We start from the raw sequence: 21,049 nt of genomic DNA on the forward strand, positions 1-21,049 counted from the left end.
TCCCGCCTGCCGTTGGCCGGACAAGGGTGGGGCGAGGGCGTCTCATCCGACCTCCGATTCGATCCATTCGAGCTGCGCCGCGACCACCTGGAGCGCCCCGGAATCGGGGACCGGGCCGAACAAGGCCGCGCCGATCAGCGCGGGATCGGTTCCGAGGCGCGCGGTGAGCTCGGCGACGATACGGTCCGGCGGAGTGTCGGCCGTGATGCCGAGCGGAGTGCGGACGCGGCGCAGCGTGGCCGCGCGCAACTTGCCCGCTACGTGGTCGTGGTCCTTCGAGCGGCGGTACAGGGCGGCCTGTCCGGCGAGCAGTTCGTTCGCCGCCACCTCGACCGGACGCGGCTCGCGCACCAGAGCGCCACGCCTGCGGGCACGCCACCACACCACCAGCGCGGCGGCGATCAGGAACTGCACGCCGCCGTAGAAGACCGGCGCGGGCAGCCGGTCCCAGATCGGGTCGTCGCCCGGCCCGAAGCCCGGACCGTCCGGTGGGGTGACATCGGGCAGATCCGGTGGCGTTTGCGGCGGCGGAGGGGTAGGCGCGGTCGGCGCGCCGCAGGATTGCAGGGCACCGTAGACCAGCAGCAGCAACGCGGCCGCCCCGGCGAGCATCGCCCAGAACCTGGGGTCGCGCAGCAGCTTCGGCAGCGGCGGCAGCGTGCGCCTGGTGCGCGGCGCCTTCTCCACCGCCTCGACTTCGGTGGGTTCCGGCGCGGGCGGCGGCGCGGAGGCGGAGAACCGGTCGGCGTATTCCAGCCTGCGGTATTCGTCCTCGGTGGCGCGGCGGCCGCCGTAGACCACCTCGTCGAAACTGTGTGCGGCGGGTTGGATCTCGGTGGCGACCTCGAGCGGCAACGCGGTCGTGACGTCGTCGGCGGTTTCCCGCGCGGTGCGCGATCGCCGGACCTCGAGCACGCCACCCTGTTCCAGGCCGCGCAGCACGGCGCGGAAACGTTCGCGCAGGGCACGGTCGAAATCCCGGTGCTGCGCGGCCGCTTCGGCAGCGGCGCGGTGGTGGGCGGCGGCGCCGAGCCGTGGTGTGCCGGGCGCCGGATCGTGCGTCGTGGCGGGGCCCTTGTTCAGCGCGACCTCGTCCGCATCGCGCGGCGGTCGGGGATCGCTCATCGCGCCTCCTGCCGGGGGACGCGAATGTCCAGCCCCTCTCTGCGGCAACGGCGGTCGACGTAGCAGACCACGCGCGAAGAAGCTTCGACCACCTCGCTGAATGCCGCGAGCAGCAGTACCGCCGATGTGGTCAGCACGATCACCGGCCACTTGTGGGTGCCGGAGAAGTCCGAGACGAACAGCGGAATGCCCAGCAGCGGGACCGCGAGCAGCCCGAACAGGGCGCGCTGGGCGATCCACAGCCCGGTGGTCGGCCACTCCGCACCCTCGGTGAGCAGTTTCGCGCGGGCGATGCCGTCGCGGTGCGAGGTGCGCTCGACGAACAGCACGGGCACCGCGACCCAGCGGCGGGCGCGCAGCCAGCCCAGCCAGATCACCGCGAGCGGCAGCGTCACGAGCGGCAGGCCGCTCACCGTTAGCACGACCACGCCCACCAGCGTGAACAACAGCTGGAACACCAGCAGCGGACCGAATGCGGCGCCGAACCGGCGCAGCGCCGTCGGCAGGCCGATCGGTGCGCCGCCGACGGTCGCGACGTCCAGCGCCACAGTCGTGCCGCGTAGCGCGAACCGCAGCAACCACGCACAGCCCGCGGTGGACAGGATCGCCGCCCAGGCGGTGCCCGGGTCGGAGCCGTCGGTCAGCCCCGAGACGCCCGCGGTCACCGCGATCACCACCGCCTCGGCCACGAGCAAACCCGTCGCGCTCATCGCGGCCAAGGCGCGGATGTTCGCCTGGATCAGCGCGAACGGCACATCGAGCAGTTCACGGAAACTCAGCGGTCGGATCGGCACCGTCGTTCCAGGAGACCCCGGTACCGGATCTGTTCCCGCCCCGACGGCGCCGGCCGGTTCGGCGGCTGGCAGCACGGGCCGAGTCTAACCGTCAGCCCCGCAGCAGGCGGTCCACCACATGGCGGTACCGGGCACCACGAGTGTGCGGGACCGCTATGCGGGGCGCGCGAGCCGGGTGGGCGCGAGGCGGCCGCGCAGTGTGACGGATTCGCCGAGCCGCCACTGCTCGGCTTCGGCCACGGCGGCCACCGCGACGGTGTTGCCGGAGGCGAGCAGCAGACCCTCCTGCTTGGCGAGTTCGCACAGGCGGGCGGCCTCGTTGACCGCGTCGCCGATCACGGTGAACTCGTAGCGTTGATGAGCGCCGACATTGCCCGCGACCACCCGCCCCGCCGCCACGCCGATGGCGGCCACGAAATCGCCGCCGGCGGTGTCGAGCCGGGCCCGGATCGCGCGGGCGGTGGCCAGCGCCGCACCCGCCGCGTCGGACAGGCGCGCGGGCGTGCCGAAGACGGCGAGGGCGGCGTCACCCTCGAACTTGTTGACCAGCCCGCCGTGGCGCTCCACCTCGTCCACCACGATGCCGAAGAACCGGTTGAGGATGGCGACCATCTCCGGCGCGGGGATGGTCGCGGCCATGGTGGTCGAGCCGACGATGTCGATGAACAGGGTCGCCGCGTCGGTCTCCACGCCGCCGAGCGCCGGGTCGCTCGCCAGCGCCGCCGCGGCGACCTCCCGCCCGACGTGCCTGCCGAACAGGTCCCTGATCTGTTCGCGCTCGCGCAGACCTTCCACCATGTGGTTGAAACCGCTTTGCAGCTCACCCAGTTCGGTGCCGTCGTAGACGGCCAGCGCGACATCGAGGTCGCCGTCCTCCACCTGACGCATCGCGCGGCGCACGCCGAGGATCGGGGCCACCGTGGCGGCCAGGGTCTGCGTCATCAGCAGCAGCCCGAAAACCAGGGTCGCGCCGCCGAGTGACAGCACGCACACCGCCAGCCGGGCCTTGGTCACGTCGTCCAGCACGAGGGCGAGCACCGCGAGCACCATCATCCCGGCCACCGGAACGCCCGAGCCGACCAGCCAGACCACCAGCGATCGTCCGAAGACGCCGATGCCGCGCCGCCGGCCGGATGCCGCGGCTTCCAGCACCCGGGCGGTGACGGGCCGCAGCGCGAACTCGATGATCAGGTAGCTGTTCGCGCACACCACGATGGCGCTGATCGCGATGCCGAAAGCCACTTTCGGCACGAGCCGCGGCTCGGCGAGGCCGTACAGCGTGGTCAACAGGACGAGTCCGCCGAACCACAGCAGCGCTTGGTCACGCACCAGCCTGCGCGGGATCGCCGTGGCCGCGGCCTGCTCCTCCTCGGTCGGCACGCGCTCCGGATCGGTGGCCCACCGCAGAGCGCGCAGTCCGCGGGTGGTGCCCCACCACAGCCCGATCAGCAGCGCGCAGATCGCGTAGAGGGGCGCGGCGAGCACGTCGAGCAGCAGCAGATCCCGGGTGAACACCGACGGCCCCGGCAGGACGAAGCCGACCAGGGCGATCGACACGACCATGCCCGTCAGATTTCCCAACAGGGTGGGCACGGTGATCAACAGCTGGACGCGGATGCGGCGCAGCCCCGACGACTCCTCAGCCGACCCGAGCAGTCGCGACCCCCACGGCGCCGCGGCGAGCGTCACCTCCCTGTGTTGCATGGGTGCAGCGTATGCCGACCGGCGACCTACCGCCCCAGGTCGTCTTCGCCCGGGTCTTCGCACGCGTGCAACGGGCCCCGGAGTTCCGGTCAGCGCCCGGGTGGCAGTTCGCGGCGGTTGGGCTCGGGCAGTTCGGGGTGATGGTTAGTGGGCAGTTCGTCTCGGCGGGCGCCGGTGGGCAGGCCGTAACCCGCGGCGCCGGTCGGCGGAAGGGAGGAGTAGCGCGGGGCGTGCGGCGCCGGGTAGCCGGCGTCGACGACGGTGGAGGCGATGTGCTGGGCGTGCGCGATTTCCGGTGAGCCGGGCTGGAGCTGGTAGCCGACGGCCTGCGGCTGCGACGCGTGCCCGTCGATGGTGACCTTGCGCGTACGGCGCAGCGTGAAGGTGATCTCCTCGACCTCTTCGAACGCCTGCCGCGCGGTACGCAGCGGATGCGTCGCCGTGTCGATCGCGTTGGCGACGAACGACGGGACCAGCGGCCGGATGAAGCGCGCCGCGGTATCGCTGAACGGCACCGTGCCGATCAGCGGCAGTTCGAGACCGCCGCCGCTCTGTGGCGGCGCCGGTGTGGCCGCGGCCGGGGGATTCACCGCCACCGGGGCGGGTAGGTGCGGCGTCACCTCGTGGGGCATGGCGCTGTCCTTTCGATCGTCCGCCGCGGCGGGAAGTTCGGGGCGGCGCGGCGGTTCGGTGATTCCGATCTCGATGCCGCCGATCGCCGCGATGATGCGGGTGCGCTGCCGTTCCCGGTCGATGGCCGTGTCCGCCTCGACGGCGAGGCGCGCGGCGGTGAGCTGCTGCTCGGCGCGCAGGGTCTCGGCCTCGGCGCGCACTTCGGCCTGTTTGACCGCGATGGCCGCGTCGGCCTCGCGTTCGGCGCGGTCGTGCACGGTACGCGCCGCGTTGTGCCGGTCGAACGACGTCTCGCCACGCCACCAGCGCAACACCAGCGGCAGCAGGGCCAGCGCGACGAACGCCACGATGGTGAGAATGCGCAGCGGCAGCGCCTCGCGCGCGGTGTAGTCGTTCATCGCCTGCCAGCGCGCGCCGAGCCCGCGGTCGGCGTCGTCGAAGGCGGCGGTCCGTGCGGCTGTAAGGGCGTTCTGGCCTGCGTCGATCCGGCGGTCCGCGGCATCAACTCGGCTCTGCGCGGTGGCGAGCTGCTTGCGGGCGTCGTCGAGCATGGCGTTGGCCGTCTGCGCCTCCGGCCCGCGGCCGGGCACGCCGGTGATCCTGGTCCGCGGGCACTCCGGGGTGGGGTTGAATTCGCAGCGGGCGACCACCAGGGCGTGATCGATATCGTTTTGGGCCATGCCGATCGCCTGTTCGAGCGCTGCCCGGTCGGCTTTCGCCCGGTCCAGGTCCGCGTGCGCCGCGACGACCCGCGGCGCCGAATCGAGCGAGCGCTGCGCCTTCTCGTCGAGCAGCCGGCCGACGGATCCGCTGAACAGCACGATCGCGGCGAGTTCGGCGATCAATCCACCGGCCAGCACTGCGAGTGCGATGCGGCCGATCAGCCCGAGCCGGTCCGGCCCACCGCTCGGCCGCGCCGTCGCCAGCGCCCGGGCGAGTGCGCCGGTCAGCGTCGCGACCACTATTCCCGCCGCCACCGCGGCAGGCCACGGCCAAGCGGAACCTGCGGCGAGGGCGCCGACTACCCCGGAGATCGTCGCGAACAACAACACGACAGCGCCCGTGACGGCATACCCGGCCCGCTCGTGGCGGTCGGTGATCCCGCTGGTCCTGCCCCCGCCGAGCCAGGTGAACAAGCCGGTGACGCTCATCGGAATGCACATCCTCCACGTCCCAGGCGCTTTCACGGGCGCGACGAAACTGTCACGGATTCGTTGTGACAGCGTGACAGGCCCCTCGGCCCGGCAGCGAGCAGGGAAGGCCGGATGTGTTCAGGCTCACAGGCCGGTCGCGGTCGTGCCCGGTGTGGCGGGCGGATGAGCCTACGCTGGCGCGGTGATTCGTTTCGGTGCGAACGATCCGAGGAGGTCCGTGCGTGCGCAGAGTGGTGTCGGCGCTCCTCGTGGCGACGCTGCCGATGTGGCCGGTTAGCGCGGGCGCGTCCCCGGTGGACGGGTCACTGGACCGGCTGGTCGCCCTGGTGGTCGAGCGCCTGGACACCGCCGACGCCGTCGCCGCGGCGAAGTGGGCGGCCGCGGGCGAGCACGGCATCGAGCCCGCCATCGACGACCCGGCCAGGGAAGCCGAGGTCTACGACGCGATGGCGCGGCTCGGCGACGGCCGTGACCTGCCGGAGAACTGGGTGCGGCAGGTTTTCCTCGGGCAGATCGAGGCCCACAAGACGGTGCAGCGGGGGCTGATGCTGCGGTGGCGCTTCGACCCGGCGGCCGCGCCCACCGCGCCCGCGGGGCTAGCGTCGGTACGCCCGGAGATCGACCGAGTGAACGTCGAGATTCTCGACCAGCTGGCCACCCGCCGGGCGGAGCTGACCGCGCCGGACTGCGCGGAACGATTGGCGCGCAGCGTGTTCGGCGTGTTCACCACCGGTCGAGGCGACCCACTGCACCGAGCGGCGCTGGTGCGGGCGGCCGCGTCGCTCTGCCCGGCGTAGGCCCGGCCCGGCGGGTCCGCCGGTGTGCGCCGGAAAGATGTGTCCAATACCACTTCCCGATATTTGCTGGTTATGTGCTGAATGACACATCGGACAAAAGAGGCCGGACGGTCGGATCACATTCATGGCTTGTCACGCCCGTGTCGCAAATATCTCACCCGCCCGTTCGGTGAGTTAGCCGCCGCCGCTTGGTTTGCCGTGTCGCGAACGGGGGAAATCCTTTTCGACGCAGGTGAGGGCGGTTTCCCGGCCTGGTGAGGAAGGTCTCGGGGTGGTGTCGCGCGCCGGTTTTCCCAGCTGGCACCGGGTGCCACGGGGATCGATCGCACGCCACTCGCTGCTTTACACTGGACGACGCGCACACGTGGAGGACCGAATGCAGAAGCCCAGCTAAACCTGGTTATTAGCGCAACCTAAGTTGGTTGGGCCCTGGACCTGACTTATCGTTTGCTCTTACGCCGAACACAGAACGTTCGGCTACCTAGCCCGCTCGGGCAGCCCCTAGCCAGGTGCTCAGCGTAGCGGGCGGGCACCCGCTCGGAGGTAAGGATCTTGTTAGGGATCCGTTACCGAAGGGCACCCACTACGTCACAGAAGCGGGTGGAGACAACTGCAGACCTGACTGCACGCCGAAGACCATCAGCGCGGCTGGCTTCGGAACGTACGGGCGCAGTCTTGTACGGAGGCATTCGACGAAAGGCCGTTTTTTCTTCGAAGGCCGACTTTCTTGAAGGCAGAGGCATGACGCAACTTCCTGGCCACCGGTCACCTGGACCCATCGGGCTCTACGACCCGGCGAACGAGCACGACGCTTGCGGCGTCGCGTTCGTCGTCGACATGCACGGCCGCCGCAGCCGCGACATCGTCGACAAGGCTATTACGGCTCTGTTGAACCTGGAGCACCGTGGCGCCGCAGGCGCCGAGCCCAACAGTGGTGACGGCGCGGGCATCCTGATCCAGGTCCCGGACCGCTTCTTCCGCGCCATCGTGGACTTCGAGTTGCCGCCGGAGGGCTCCTACGCCACCGGTATCGCCTTCCTTCCGCAGGCCCGCCGCGAAGCCGCGCGCGCGGCCTACGGCGTGGAGAAGATCGTCAAGGAAGAGGGCCTCGAGGTCCTGGGCTGGCGTGAGGTGCCGATCGACGAGTCGTCGCTCGGCGCGCTGGCGCGCGACGCCATGCCGACCTTCCGGCAGATCTTCATCGCCTCGCCGAAGAACGCTTCGGATCCACTGTCGGATCTGGATCTGGAGCGTCGCGCCTATGTGGTGCGCAAGCGGGTCGAGCGCGAGCTGGGGTCGGCCGGTGCGGGTGAGGGCGCGGTCGGCAGGGAGTCGGTGTACTTCCCGAGCCTGTCCGGGCAGACCTTCGTCTACAAGGGCATGTTCACCACGCCGCAGCTGCGCGCGTTCTACCTGGACCTGCAGGACTCCCGGGTGGAGAGCGCGCTGGGCATCGTGCACTCCCGCTTCTCCACCAACACCTTCCCGTCCTGGCCGCTCGCGCACCCGTTCCGCCGGGTGGCGCACAACGGTGAGATCAACACCGTCACCGGCAACGAGAACTGGATGCGCGCCCGCGAGGCGCTGCTGCGCAGCGACGTCTTCGGTGTCGACTCCGCGGGCAAGAACCGGCTGGAGAAGATCTTCCCCGTCTGTACCCCGGGGGCGAGCGACACCGCCCGGTTCGACGAGGTGCTGGAACTGCTGCACCTCGGCGGCCGCAGCTTGCCCCACGCCGTGCTCATGATGATTCCCGAGGCATGGGAACGCAACGAGACCATGGACCCGGGTCAGCGGGCCTTCTACGAGTACCACTCGATGCTGATGGAGCCGTGGGACGGCCCCGCATCGGTGTGCTTCACCGACGGCACCGTGGTCGGCGCTGTCCTCGACCGCAACGGCCTGCGGCCGAGCCGCATCTGGGTGACCGACGACGGCCTGGTCGTGATGGCCTCCGAGGTCGGCGTGCTGGACATCGACCCGTCCAAGGTGGTCAAGAAGGCGCGTCTGCAGCCGGGCCGCATGTTCCTGGTCGACACCGCCGAGGGCCGGATCGTCGGCGACGACGAGGTCAAGTCCCGGCTCGCCGCCGAGCACCCCTACCAGGAGTGGCTGGACGCGGGCGTATCCCGCCTGGCCGACCTGCCCGACCGCCCGCACGTGCACATGTCGCACGATCGCGTGCTGATCCGTCAGCAGATCTTCGGATACACCACCGAGGAGCTGAACCTGCTGATCTCGCCGATGGCCAAGACCGGCGGCGAAGCGCTCGGCTCGATGGGCACCGACACCCCGATCGCGGTGCTCTCGGCGCGTCCGCGCCTGCTGTTCGACTACTTCTCCCAGCTGTTCGCGCAGGTCACCAACCCGCCGCTGGACGCGATCCGGGAAGAGGTGGTCACCAGCCTCAAGCGCAACATCGGCCCCGAGGCCGATCTGCTGCACCCGGGCCCGGAGTCGTGCAACATGATCGCGCTGGAGCAGCCGATCCTGGACAACGACGAGCTGGCCAAGCTCGTGCACATCAACGACGACGGATCGCACCCCGAGTTGCGCTCGGTGGTCGTGCGCGGCCTGTACCCGGTGAAGAAGGGCGGCAAGGGCCTGCGCAAGGCGCTGGAGGCGATCAACACCCAGGTGTCGGCCGCCATCGACGGCGGAGCGCGGATCATCGTGCTGTCCGACCGTGAGTCCAACGAGAAGCTGGCGCCGATCCCGTCGCTGCTGCTCACCTCTTCGGTGCACCACCACCTGGTGCGCGAGCGCACCCGCACCATGGTCGGCCTGGTCGTGGAGGCCGGTGACGCCCGCGAGGTGCACCACATGGCCACCCTGGTCGGCTTCGGCGCCGCCGCGATCAACCCGTACATGGCCTTCGAGACCATCGAGGACATGCTCGAGCGCGGCGCGCTGGAAATGCCGGGCAGCACCGGCGGGCAGGAGCGCAGCGACCAGGGGAGAAGTGCTGCCGATCTGCGCGCCGACTACCGCAAGGCGGTCGCGAACTACAACAAGGCCGCGGGCAAGGGCGTGCTGAAGGTGATGTCCAAGATGGGCATCTCCACCCTGGCCTCCTACAACGGCGCCCAGCTGTTCCAGGTGATCGGCCTGTCGCAGGACCTGGTGAACGAGTACTTCACCGGTCTGCGCTCGCACCTGGACGGCATCGGCCTGGACGAGATCGCCGAGGACGTCGCGCAGCGGCACCGGATCGCGTTCCTGGAGAACCGCAACGAGCGCGCGCACCGCGAACTCGAGGTCGGCGGTGAGTACCAGTGGCGGCGCGAGGGCGAATACCACCTGTTCAACCCGGACACGGTGTTCAAGCTGCAGCACGCCACCCGGTCCGGCCAGTACTCGATCTTCAAGGAGTACACCAAGCTGGTCGACGACCAGTCCGAGCGGCTGGCGTCGCTGCGCGGTCTGTTCAAGTTCAAGCACCGGGCGCGCAACCCGATCCCGATCGAGGAGGTCGAGTCGGCCGCGGAGATCGTGAAGCGGTTCTCCACCGGCGCGATGAGCTACGGCTCCATCTCGGCCGAGGCGCACGAGACCCTGGCGATCGCGATGAACCGTCTCGGTGGCCGGTCGAACTCGGGTGAGGGCGGCGAGTCGCCGGCCCGCTTCGAGCCGGAGGAGAACGGCGACTGGCGGCGCAGCGCGATCAAGCAGGTGGCCTCCGGCCGCTTCGGCGTGACCGCGCACTACCTGACCAATTGCACCGACATCCAGATCAAGATGGCCCAAGGTGCGAAGCCCGGTGAGGGCGGTCAGCTTCCGGCGCACAAGGTGTACCCGTGGGTCGCCGAGGTCCGGCACTCGACGCCGGGCGTCGGCCTGATCTCGCCGCCGCCGCACCACGACATCTACTCGATCGAGGATCTGGCGCAGCTGATCCACGACCTGAAGAACGCGAACCCGCAGGCGCGCATCCACGTGAAGCTGGTCGCCGAGCCGGGCGTCGGCACCGTCGCGGCGGGCGTCTCCAAGGCGCACGCCGACGTCGTGCTGATCTCGGGTCACGACGGCGGCACCGGCGCCTCGCCGCTGACCTCGCTGAAGCACGCGGGCGGTCCCTGGGAGCTCGGCCTGGCCGAGACCCAGCAGACGCTGCTGCTCAACGGTTTGCGCGACCGCATCGTCGTGCAGGTCGACGGCCAGATGAAGACCGGCCGCGACGTGATGATCGCCGCGCTGCTCGGCGCCGAGGAGTACGGCTTCGCCACCGCTCCGCTGGTGGTCTCGGGCTGCATCATGATGCGCGTCTGTCACCTGGACACCTGCCCGGTCGGCGTCGCGACGCAGAACCCGGTGCTGCGCGAGCGCTTCACCGGCAAGCCGGAATTCGTCGAGAACTTCTTCCTGTTCATCGCCGAAGAGGTCAGGGAGCTGCTGGCGCAGCTGGGCTTCCGCACGCTGGACGAGGCCATCGGCCGGGTCGACCTGCTCGACACCTCCAAGGCCAAGCAGCACTGGAAGGCCAGCAAGCTGGACCTGTCGCCGATCCTGGACGACGTCGAGACGGCGTTCATGTATCAGGACCGCCGCTGCACCAAGTCCCAGGACCACGGCCTGGACAAGGCGCTGGATCAGCAGCTGATCGTGCAGAGCCGCGACGCGCTGGAGCGGGGCCAGGCGGTGAAGTTCGAGACCAAGATCACGAACGTGAACCGCACGGTCGGCACCATGCTCGGCCACGAGGTGACCAAGCTCTACGGCGGTGCGGGCCTGCCCGACGACACCATCGACATCACCTTCACCGGGTCGGCGGGCAACAGCTTCGGCGCCTTCGTGCCCGCGGGCATCACGCTGCGCGTGCAGGGTGACGCGAACGACTATGTCGGCAAGGGCCTTTCCGGCGGCCGGCTCGTGGTGCGCCCGTCGCTGGACGCGCCCGGCGAGTTCGTCGCCGAACAGAACATCATCGCGGGCAACGTGATCCTGTTCGGCGCCACCAGTGGTCAGGTGTTCCTCAGCGGTGTGGTCGGCGAGCGGTTCGCCGTGCGCAACTCCGGCGCCACCGCGGTGGTCGAGGGCGTGGGCGACCACGGCTGCGAGTACATGACCGGTGGCCGGGTGGTCATCCTGGGCGAGACGGGACGCAACTTCGGTGCCGGTATGTCCGGCGGTGTGGCGTTCGTCTTCGACCCGCAGGGCAGCTTCGCGGCGAAGCTCAACCCCGAACAGGCCGACGCCGTCGAGCAGCTGGCCGGTGACGACTTCACCTGGCTGCACGACATCATCACCCAGCATCGTGACCAGACGGGTTCCCCGGTGGCCGATCGCATCCTGAGCGATTGGTCGCAGCAGGTGAACCACTTCGTGAAGGTCATGCCGCGCGAATACAAGAAGGTTTTGCTCGCCATCTCCGAAGCTGAGAAGAGCGGCAAGGACGTGGACGAGGCGATTATGGAGGCCGCACGTGGCTGACCCCCAGGGATTTATGAAGCACACCGCACGGGAACTGCCCAAGCGGCGCCCGGTGCCGCTGCGCCTGATGGACTGGAAAGAGGTCTACGAGGAGAAATTCTCCCACGAGACCTTGCGTACCCAGGCCAGCCGGTGCATGGACTGCGGTATCCCGTTCTGCCACAACGGCTGTCCGCTGGGGAACCTGATCCCCGAGTGGAACGACCTGGTCTACAAGGACCGCTGGCGGGAAGGCATCGACCGGCTGCACGCGACCAACAACTTCCCGGAGTTCACCGGTCGGTTGTGCCCCGCGCCGTGCGAGGCGTCCTGCGTGCTCGGCATCAACCAGGATCCGGTCACGATCAAGCAGGTCGAGGTCGAGATCATCGAGAACGCCTTCGACGAGGGCTGGGTGACCCCGGCCTACCCGACCCGCCTGACCGGCAAGAAGATCGCCGTCGTCGGTTCCGGTCCGGCCGGTCTGGCCGCCGCGCAGCAGTTGACCCGCGCCGGGCACACCGTGACCGTGTTCGAGCGGGCCGACCGCATCGGCGGTCTGCTGCGCTACGGCATCCCGGAATTCAAGATGGAGAAGCGCTTCATCGACCGCCGCCTGGCGCAGATGGAGGCCGAGGGCACCATCTTCAAGACCGGCGTGAACGTGGGCGTGGATATCACCGCCGAGCAGCTGCGCGAGCGGTATGACGCGATCGTGCTGGCCGGTGGCGCCACCCTGGCGCGTGACCTGCCGATCCCGGGCCGCGACCTGGACGGCATCCACCAGGCCATGGAGTTCCTGCCCTGGGCCAACCGGGTGCAGCACGGCGACGACGTCACCGATGACGAGGGCCTGCCGCCCATCCACGCGAAGGGCAAGAAGGTCGTCATCATCGGCGGTGGCGACACCGGCGCCGACTGCCTCGGCACCTCGCACCGGCAGGGCGCGGCCAGCGTGCACCAGTTCGAGATCATGCCGCGTCCGCCGGAGGAGCGCGCCGCCTCCACCCCGTGGCCGACCTACCCGCTGATGTACCGGGTTTCCTCGGCGCACGAGGAGGGCGGCGAGCGGGTGTTCTCGGTCAACACCGAGCGCTTCGTCGGCGCGGACGGCAAGGTGACCGGCCTGGACGCGCACGAGGTCAAGATGGTCAACGGCCGCTTCGAGAAGGTCGAAGGCACCGAATTCACCCTCGAGGCCGACCTGGTGCTGCTGGCCATGGGCTTCGTCGGTCCCGAGAAGCCGGGTCTGCTCACCGATCTCGGCGTCGGCTACGACCAGCGCGGCAACGTGCAGCGCGACAAGAACTGGGCGACCAACGTTCCCGGCGTCTTCGTCGCCGGTGACATGGGCCGCGGCCAGTCGCTCATCGTCTGGGCCATCGCCGAGGGCCGCGCCGCGGCCGCGGGCGTCGACCGGTACCTGGAAGGCGAGACCGCGCTTCCGGCGCCGATCACGCCCACCATGGTGGCTCAGCGCTAGTCCCCTCTCTTACCGGAGCGGAAACGAAGGCGCCTGTGGACAACTTGTCCACAGGCGCCTTTTCGCGATCGATGGACTTCCGCGGCACGCCGCACCCGTGCTCCTGCCGGACCGGCGACGGAAATCCGACACACGAAGGCGTTCGAATGGCATTGCGGCGGTCGTGGCTTTATTGTGATCTTCGGCGTGCTGCTGATCTTGGGATGCGGTTGTGAGTGCACGTCAACCGATCGGGCGAATTCTGTTCACCCGGCGTGCACTGGAACGACATCCGGTGAGTTCAGCATTGACGCGGCAACTCGGCGGGAAGTTCGACGAGGGCGAGGTTTGGAGCGGTATGCAGTGGAAGAAGGTCGTCGCGGCTCTGGGCGCGTCCGCGACCGTGATGTCCGGCTTGGTTTTCGGTAGTGGGTCGGCGAACGCCGCTCCCGGATGCCCGAGTTTGTACGTGGTGGCGATTCCGGGTACCTGGGAGACCGGGCGGGACAAGACCCCGCAGCCCGGCATGCTCGCGGGCGTCACCCGGGGCCTGCCCTCCTCTACCGAAGTCGACTACGTGACCTACGCCGCGACCGCCTTCCCCTGGGAGGGTGAGGTTTACGGCAACTCCAAGAAAGAGGCGGTCGACAACGCGCGCGGCCTGATCGCGAGCATGGCGCAGCAGTGCGGTGCGACGAAGATCGCGCTGGTCGGCTACAGCCAGGGCGCGGACGCCGCAGGCGATCTCGCCGCCGAGATCGGGACCGGTCTCAGTGTCGTGCCGGCCGATCGCATCGCCGGTGTCGGCCTGATCTCCGATCCGCGCCGTTCGCCCACCGACGTCCAGGTCGGCCCGCCCGCCCCCGGTGCGGGCGCGGGCGGCCCCCGGGTCGGCGGCTTCGGCTGGGTCAGCGACCGCACCCGCACCATCTGCGCGGTCGACGACCTCTACTGCGCGACGGCGACCGATGACTTCGTCACGCGGTTCGCCGGCTTCCTCGCCCAGGCGTCGGACGCCAACCCCGCCAACATGTGGCGCTACCAGATCGAGGCGGGAAACATCATCGGTGACCTGATGACCTCCGGTGGCGTCCCGGTCCTGCAGTCCCAGCTCACCGACTCGGCCAACCAGCAGCGAGCCAAGGACCTGGAGCGCTTCTACAAGTCGCAGGCGCACACCGTGTACGGCAGCTACTCGGTGGGCGGCGGCCAGACCGCCATCTCCTGGATGCACAACTGGATCGCGGGCATGGCCTGAGCCCCGCCGAAACCACCGGGCCCACCTCCGAGTTCGGAGGTGGGCCCTTTTCGATGGAGCCGACGGACTAGCTCGAACCGGTCGGCGGCAGGTCGTGCCGGAAATGCTTGATCACCGGACCGTCCCGGCCGGGGCAGTCGTCCGGCCCACGGCCCGGCCCGTCCGGCCGACCTGGGCCGTCATGCCGTTCGTAACGTTCGAAATGACGGGGCCGGCCATTGATGTCGGCGCCCTCCTGGGGCGCGTCCACCAGCTGTACTTGGCCCTGGTCGGCGGGAGTTTCGGCGGACGCGGTCGCGGCGAGGGCCGCGAGCGGGACGGCGATCAGCGCACCGGCCACGGCCACCCGGGTGAGATGCCGCAGTGGCGTAACGGTTTTGGAGAGCGACACGGAATTCCTTTCTCTCGAACCGTGAGCCGCTGATCGGCAGCGGCTCACCGGTCCCATCGAAGATTCCGTCACTGGGACACCGGTGCGACCGTCCTGGCAATCCGCTGTGAATGCTCAGCGCGTCTCGATATTGCGCGGCAAAAGATCCCAGACGTGCCCGTTCTCGTTGACGGTGGCGGCCGTGCGGCGGCCGGTGCGGGAGAACAGGAGCCGGGTGATCGAGCAGTAGTCGATGGGAAAGGTCAGCGGCCGCTCCAGACCGAGGACCTCTTGCAACAGCACGTTGATCACACCGCCGTGGGCGAATGCCACCACCGTGTCGGCCGGATCGGCGGCCGCGACGATATCGGCGACCGAGGCGTGCACCCTGGCCTTGAACGACTCGCCGTCGACCTGCACGGGCAGATGCCCCGCCTTGATCCGGTCATAGGCGTCGCGGAATTCGACCTTGGCATCCTCGATCGGGATGTAAGCCGGCAGATCGCGATCGTATTCGGCGAGACCGTCGACGATCTCGACGCCGAAGCCGAGCTTCGCGGCGGTCGGCGCCGCCGTTTCCCTGGCCCGTCGCTGCGGGCTGCTCACCACCCGGGAGACCCGATGATGACCGAGCGCCGCGGGCACCCGCTCGGCTTGCTCCAGCCCCACCGGGGCCAATTCCGGATCGGCGGGCCCACCCGAACTCAGCATCCGGACCGGCTGGGCATGACGAACGAGAATCAACTGCACCCGCCCCACTCTGCCCCATGCCCCTGACCTGTTCCATCCGGCCCCACGGACCCTACGCCCGGCACCAGCGGGGTGACATACTCGAACCATGACCGTCGAGCCGTTTCCGCAGTGGCTGCGTCCGCCGCCGGGCGGGTTCGTCGCCGAGGATCTCGATCGCCTACCGGACCTTCCCCCGCACACCGAGTTGATCGACGGGAGTCTTGTCTTCGTGAGTCCGCAGGCGAAGTTCCACATGCTGGTGATCTCACTGCTCGATTCCGTGCTGCGCCGCCTCGCCCCGGAACACCTGCGGGTGCGGCGGGAAATGACCGTGACCCTCGGTCGGGACCAGCGTCCTGAGCCGGACCTGATCGTGATCCACGCGGACCGCGATGGCGGTCCCGAGCTGACCTCGTATCAGGCCGATGACGTCGTCCTGGCAGTCGAGGTGGTATCCGCCGAATCTCGTACGCGCGATCGGGAGCGCAAACCGCAGCTGTACGCCCGTGCGGGAATCGCTCACTTCTGGCGGGTCGAGAACGTAGACGGCCGACCGGTTGTCTACGTCTACGAACTGGATCCGGCCACGAAGGCATACGCTCTCACCGGGATTCACCACGATCGTCTGAAGCTGACCGTGCCGTTCGATATGGACATCGACCTCACCGATACCGATCGGCTTTGAATCCGGTCAGCCCACACTGCGGTGAACCTGTCGCCGATGCACGTCGGCTCCTGAGGCGCTGACCAGTCCGGCTCCAGCCTGCATCCCGAATCGGCGCGGCGATGATGGTCGCCGTGCGGGTGGATGTGGTCGGTCGGCGTGGAACGGCCCGGTTCGCTTCGCGCGAGCCGGGCCCTCGATGCCTGCCTCAGTTGTTCTTCTTGCGCTTGGTCAGCAGGTAGACGCCGCCGATGATCAGCGCGACCACCAGCAGGCAGCAGATCGCGCCGATGATCAATCCGCCCTTGCTGCTCTTCTTCTTTTTGGCGGCCAGGTCGAGCGCGGAGTTCCAGGTGTCCGGGCTCGCCCACACGGTGTGGTCCAGCAGGCTCGCGTTCGTCAGCAGGTCAAGGTACATATCCAGACCCCTTAAGGTGTATCGGCCTCCTCCCGGAGCCGAATTTCCAAGGGTAGCCGTCCGATTAGCTCGATGAGAAGTCTTCGGTCTGAAGGCCACGTCAGCGTGGTTTCACCAAAGGGAACGGCAACGTCTCGCGAATGCTGCGCCCGGTGATCAGCATGACGATCCGGTCCACGCCCAGTCCGAGCCCGCCGGTCGGCGGCATCGCGTGCTCGAGCGCCTGCAGGAACTCCTCGTCGAGTTCCATCGCCTCCGGATCGCCGTTGGCCGCGAGCAGTGACTGCTCGGTGAGCCTGCGCCGCTGCTCCACCGGGTCGGTGAGTTCGCTGTAGGCCGTGCCGAGTTCGACGCCCCAGGCGACCAGGTCCCAGCGCTCGGCGACGCCGGGGATCCGGCGATGCTGCCTGGTCAGCGGGGACACCGAGGTCGGGAAGTCGATGTAGAACGTCGGCTCCTCGGTGTGCGATTCGACCAAGTGCTCGTACATCTCCAGCACCACCTGGCCCGCGTCCCAGCCGTGCTGGAAAGGGACCTCGGCCTTTTCGCAGAGTTCGCGCAACTCCTCGACGCGGGTCTCGGGGGTGATCTCCGAACCGATCGCCTCGGATACCGCGCCGTGCACCGTCCGTACCCGCCACTCGCCGGAGATGTCCACCTCCTCGAACGACCCGTTTCCATTGGGCCGCAACGCCACCATCGCGCCGTTTGCCGCGATCGCTGCGTTCTGGATCAGCCTGCGGCAGGTGTGCATCATGCGCTCGTAGTCGCTGTGCGCCTCGTATGCCTCGAGAATGGTGAACTCTGGGTTGTGGCTGAAGTCGACACCCTCGTTGCGGAAGGTCCGGCCGATCTCGAACACCTTCTCCATACCGCCGACGCACAGCCGCTTCAGATACAGCTCTGGCGCGATCCGCAAATACAGGTCGAGGTCGTAGGCATTGATGTGCGTGACGAACGGCGTGGCGTTGGCGCCGCCGTGCACCTGTTGCAGGATCGGCGTCTCCACCTCCAGGTAACCCAGGGAGTTCAGCGAGTCCCGCAGTGAGCGCACCACCGCGCTCCGCTTGGCCAGCACCTCGCGGGTCTCGGGGTTGATCGCCATGTCGACGTAGCGCTGCCGCACCTTCGCCTCGGGATCGGCCAGCCCTTTCCACTTGTCCGGCAACGGGTGCAGGCACTTGCCCAGCATCCGCCAGTCCGCCGCGAGCAGCGAGAGCTCACCGCGCCTGCTGGCGCCGATCTGTCCGCTCACCTCGATCAGATCACCGAGATCGAAGAACTCGCCGAACTCGGCGCTGCGTTCCGCGCCGACCCGGTCGCGATCGATGACCAGCTGGATGTCGTCGGTCCAGTCGCGCAGCACCGCGAAGATCACCCCGCCGTAGTCGCGGATGCGCAGCAACCTGCCGCAGACCCGGACCGTGGTGCCGCGCGGGGAACGCCGCGCGTCGGCGACGGTATGCGTCGGTGGATAGGCGACCGGGTAGGGATCGATGCCGGAGTCGGTGAGGCGCGCCAGTTTGTCCATGCGCACACGCACCTGCTCGGGCCTGCGCGGCAACTGCTGCTCGTCCTCGAACTCGGCGATGTCGGGCGGACTGCCGTCGGCATGCAGCCCCGTCACGATCGCGGGCACCGCGATGTGCTCGCCGGTGTGCGTCGTGGTGTCCGGCTCCTTGCCCAACCGTGGCAGGAAGCCCTCGGCCAGCGCGCTGGCCATCGCGACGCGCGGCAACTGCCTACGATCCTCGAACAGGAAGAACCGGGGCGCCCAGTGCGGCTGGTATTTCACGTTCGAGCGATACAGCGCCTCGAGCTGCCACCAGCGCGAGAAGAACAGCAGCACGCCGCGCCACAAACGCAGCACGGGACCGGCACCGATCCGGCCGCCCTCCTCGAACACCGAGCGGAACACGGCGAAGTTCAACGACACCTTGGTGACGCCGTACAGCTCGGAGTTCAGCGCGAGCTGCGAGATCATCAGCTCCATAACGCCGTTGGGCCCGCCCGGGTCGCGGCGCATCAGCTCCAGCGAGGCGCCGGTGCGGCCCCAGGGGACCAGCGACAGCATGCCGAGAACCCGGCCCTGCGGGTTGACCGCCTCCACCAGTAAGCAGTCCCCGTCCAGCGGATCGCCCAATCTGCCCAGCGCCATGGAGAACCCGCGCTCGGTCTCGGTGTCGCGCCAGCTGTCCGCGCGGGCGATGACCCGGGGGAACTCCTCGGCGGAAATATCGCGGTGCCTGCGAATGCGGACCACGACGCCGTGCTTGCGCAGCCGGTTCGCGGCCTGGCGCACCGGTTTCATCTCCGGCCCCGCCAGCGAGAAGTTCCTGGTGTCCAGAATGGCTTCGTCGCCGAGGCGCAGCGCGGACAGGCCCGCGCGCCGGTACGCCGTCGCACCGACTTCGCTCGCGCCCATCACCGCGGGAGCCCAGCCGAATTGGTCGGCCTGTCGCAGCCAGGCATCGATCGCCTGCGGCCACGCCTCCCGGATGCCGATCGGGTCACCGCTGGCCAGGCTGACACCCAGCTCCACCCGATACGTCACCGCGGCCTTGCCGCTGGGCGCGAACACCACCGCCTTGTCCCGGCGGGTGGCGAAGTAGCCGAGCGAGTCCTCCAGGTCCGAGCGCTCCAGCAATCCGCGGATCGCCGACTCGTCGGTCCCGGTCATGGCGTTCGCGGCCCGCTGCGAGCGCAGCAGGATGACCACCGCGGCCAGCAGCGCGACCGCGCCGAACAGGCCGAGCAGGAAGTTGACGAACGGCGGCGGATGCCCGTCGAAGTGCTCGTTGTCCGCCAGCACCGCCGCGGTCACGCGGTAGATCGCCCAGCCCGGTCGCTGCACGCCCCCCGGCAGGCTGCCGGGGAACAATTCCACCAGTCCCCAGCCGACCAGCGCGCCGATCGCCAGACCCCCGGCCAGCACGCCGAGCGCTTTCCATCCCGCTCCGCGGCGCACCTTGGTGTAGAACTCGGGCCATGCCGCGATGAGCACGCCGATCACGGCGAGGTGCACCACCATGGCCACCAGAGCGTGGATGCTGCCCCGCTCGGCGAAGGTGACGCCGTTGACCACCGTGTAGATCGCGAGATAGCCGATCAGCAACCACCAGGCGATCCGTTTCCGGCTGGCGATCGCGCCCGCCGTCAGGCCGACGACCAGCGCCCACATCAGGTTCGTATCCGGCGCGTCGAAGTAATAGGTGTCGATATAGCGGCGCGGCACGTGGGTCAGGAAACGCAGACCGGGTGAAAGGCTCCAGAGGAAGCACAGCACCGCGAATACACCGAGCGCCAATCCCGCGATATGCGGCACTTCCGAAAGCCGTCCGTGACCCCGGTGTGGAACCGGCGGAGTCGGTTTATCCGCGGGTGGTGCGGTGTCGCGATGTTGCTGGGCTTGCGTCGAGGTCACGGAACCAGTGTGTACGTAGGTGTGTCGGATTTGCCAAGCCTGCGGTCCGCGTGTTTGTGCGTTGTTTGTCCGGCCGGGACTTCGTCGCGGCGTGTTCGTGGCCGGTTGGAGACAAAGGCATACATTCGTGATTCCGCGCTGACCTGGGCGGAGGGACCGGCCGGGTCGGCGCGAATTCGATGCGTGCGGTCGATCGGTCGCATTTGTACGCGGTGCGGGCGGGACGGGTCGAGTTGCTCGGTGATCGCTGGTGATGTGGGGCGGTGTTCGGCGTGTCCGGATGGGGCTGTAAATATTTACTTCATGTCGGAACCAGTCGAAGTACCGATCGATGAGGACGTTATTCGGCTCGGCCAGTTTCTGAAGCTGGCCAACCTGATCGAATCCGGTTCGGAGGCGAAGACGGTGATCGCCGCCGGGTTGGTGCGGGTCAACGACGAGGTCGAGCTGCGGCGCGGACGACAGCTGCACGTCGGTGACGTGGTCGTCCTGGCCGGTCACAAGGTCATCGTGTCCGCCTGACCGATCCCGGGTCTGCTCAGTCCTCGGCGCGAACGACGACGCCGTCGTGGTCGCTGTAGAGCATGTCGCCGGGCACGAAGGTGACGCCGCCGAACTCCACCGGCACGTCGCGTTCGCCGCTACCGGTCTGCGTGCTCTTACGCGGGTTGGTGCCCAGTGCCTTGATGCCGATGTCCAGGGTGCGCAGGATGGCGGAGTCGCGGACCGCGCCGTTGACGACCACGCCCGCCCAGCCGTTCTCGACGCCGCGGCCGGCGATGATGTCACCGACCAGCGCGGTGTGCACGCTCGCACCGCCGTCGACCACCAGCACCTTGCCCTCGCCCGGTTCGCCGAGCGTCTGCTTCACCAGCAGATTGTCCTGGAAGCAGCGGATGGTGGTGATACGTCCGGAGAACGCCGCACGCCCGCCGAACTGGATGAACTGCGTATCGCAGCTCCGGATCTCCGGGCCGATCTCGTCGGCCAGGTCGGCGGTGGCGATTACATTCTGCGATTCGGTCACTGGGCTATTTTGCAGCGCCTTCGGCGCTGCGTGTTCGCGGCCCCCTTATGGCTCGCGTCCGAGCGACCGCCGCTGGCG

The 21,049-nt window shown here is 68.8% G+C and carries 15 protein-coding genes; 6 read left to right on the plus strand and 9 right to left on the minus strand.

Annotated features, from left to right (window positions below; genetic code table 11):
- Positions 1 to 42: 42 nt before the first annotated feature.
- From ON19_RS00380 to ON19_RS00395, 4 genes are all read right to left on the minus strand, one after another.
- Positions 43 to 1,125 carry a DUF4129 domain-containing protein gene (locus ON19_RS00380; RefSeq protein WP_083899055.1) on the minus strand — a complete coding sequence of 361 codons (1,083 nt, stop codon included), beginning with the start codon at positions 1,123 to 1,125 and terminating at the stop codon, positions 43 to 45.
- A complete protein-coding gene (locus tag ON19_RS00385; RefSeq protein ID WP_227954535.1) occupies positions 1,122 to 1,919 on the minus strand; it encodes a hypothetical protein in 798 nt (265 codons plus the stop codon). The genes ON19_RS00380 and ON19_RS00385 overlap by 4 nt, the downstream gene beginning before the upstream one ends.
- Before the next feature lie 153 nt (positions 1,920 to 2,072).
- Positions 2,073 to 3,623 carry an adenylate/guanylate cyclase domain-containing protein gene (locus tag ON19_RS00390; protein ID WP_043684505.1) on the minus strand — a complete coding sequence of 517 codons (1,551 nt, stop codon included), beginning with the start codon at positions 3,621 to 3,623 and terminating at the stop codon, positions 2,073 to 2,075.
- Between the two features lie 89 nt (positions 3,624 to 3,712).
- Entirely contained in the window at positions 3,713 to 5,407 is a 1,695-nt protein-coding gene (locus tag ON19_RS00395; RefSeq protein ID WP_051168386.1) for a DUF4407 domain-containing protein, read from the minus strand.
- Between the two features lie 224 nt (positions 5,408 to 5,631).
- Between ON19_RS00395 and ON19_RS00400 the strand changes: the two genes are divergently transcribed.
- From ON19_RS00400 to ON19_RS00415, 4 genes are all read left to right on the plus strand, one after another.
- A complete protein-coding gene (locus tag ON19_RS00400; protein WP_157229546.1) occupies positions 5,632 to 6,207 on the plus strand; it encodes a chorismate mutase in 576 nt (191 codons plus the stop codon).
- Between the two features lie 741 nt (positions 6,208 to 6,948).
- Positions 6,949 to 11,637, plus strand: a complete 4,689-nt coding sequence (gltB, locus tag ON19_RS00405) for a glutamate synthase large subunit (RefSeq protein WP_043684508.1) — start codon at positions 6,949 to 6,951, stop codon at positions 11,635 to 11,637.
- Entirely contained in the window at positions 11,630 to 13,099 is a 1,470-nt protein-coding gene (locus tag ON19_RS00410) for a glutamate synthase subunit beta (protein WP_043684511.1), read from the plus strand. The genes gltB and ON19_RS00410 overlap by 8 nt, the downstream gene beginning before the upstream one ends.
- Positions 13,100 to 13,436: 337 nt before the next feature.
- Positions 13,437 to 14,336 (plus strand): cutinase family protein, encoded by a 900-nt coding sequence (locus ON19_RS00415; protein WP_043684516.1) that lies wholly within the window; start codon positions 13,437 to 13,439, stop codon positions 14,334 to 14,336.
- Positions 14,337 to 14,403: 67 nt separating this feature from the next.
- On the opposite strand, the gene ON19_RS00420 is transcribed toward ON19_RS00415, so the two are convergent.
- Together ON19_RS00420 and ON19_RS00425 are read right to left on the minus strand one after the other, a co-directional pair.
- A complete protein-coding gene (locus ON19_RS00420; protein ID WP_043684520.1) occupies positions 14,404 to 14,727 on the minus strand; it encodes a hypothetical protein in 324 nt (107 codons plus the stop codon).
- 114 nt (positions 14,728 to 14,841) lie between these two features.
- Entirely contained in the window at positions 14,842 to 15,456 is a 615-nt protein-coding gene (locus ON19_RS00425) for a histidine phosphatase family protein (protein WP_043684608.1), read from the minus strand.
- 88 nt (positions 15,457 to 15,544) lie between these two features.
- On the opposite strand from ON19_RS00425, the gene ON19_RS00430 reads away from it, so the two are divergent.
- Positions 15,545 to 16,123: a Uma2 family endonuclease gene (locus ON19_RS00430; RefSeq protein WP_043684524.1), complete on the plus strand. Its 579-nt coding sequence runs from the start codon at positions 15,545 to 15,547 to the stop codon at positions 16,121 to 16,123.
- A 187-nt stretch (positions 16,124 to 16,310) separates the two neighbouring features.
- Here ON19_RS00430 and ON19_RS00435 read toward each other — a convergent pair whose 3' ends face one another.
- Together ON19_RS00435 and lysX are read right to left on the minus strand one after the other, a co-directional pair.
- Positions 16,311 to 16,520, minus strand: coding sequence for a hypothetical protein (locus ON19_RS00435; RefSeq protein ID WP_043684527.1), 210 nt, complete (start codon positions 16,518 to 16,520; stop codon positions 16,311 to 16,313).
- 100 nt (positions 16,521 to 16,620) lie between these two features.
- Positions 16,621 to 19,944, minus strand: a complete 3,324-nt coding sequence (gene lysX, locus ON19_RS00440) for a bifunctional lysylphosphatidylglycerol synthetase/lysine--tRNA ligase LysX (protein ID WP_043684530.1) — start codon at positions 19,942 to 19,944, stop codon at positions 16,621 to 16,623.
- A gap of 303 nt (positions 19,945 to 20,247) precedes the next feature.
- Here lysX and ON19_RS00445 point away from each other — a divergent pair, with 303 nt between their 5' ends.
- Positions 20,248 to 20,466, plus strand: a complete 219-nt coding sequence (locus tag ON19_RS00445) for an RNA-binding S4 domain-containing protein (protein WP_043684535.1) — start codon at positions 20,248 to 20,250, stop codon at positions 20,464 to 20,466.
- Between the two features lie 16 nt (positions 20,467 to 20,482).
- On the opposite strand, the gene rraA is transcribed toward ON19_RS00445, so the two are convergent.
- Entirely contained in the window at positions 20,483 to 20,971 is a 489-nt protein-coding gene (gene rraA, locus ON19_RS00450; RefSeq protein WP_043684538.1) for a ribonuclease E activity regulator RraA, read from the minus strand.
- Positions 20,972 to 21,049: the final 78 nt, after the last annotated feature.

Origin of the sequence: Nocardia abscessus NBRC 100374, from assembly GCF_000308455.1 — a bacterium.
GTDB lineage: Bacteria > Actinomycetota > Actinomycetes > Mycobacteriales > Mycobacteriaceae > Nocardia > Nocardia abscessus.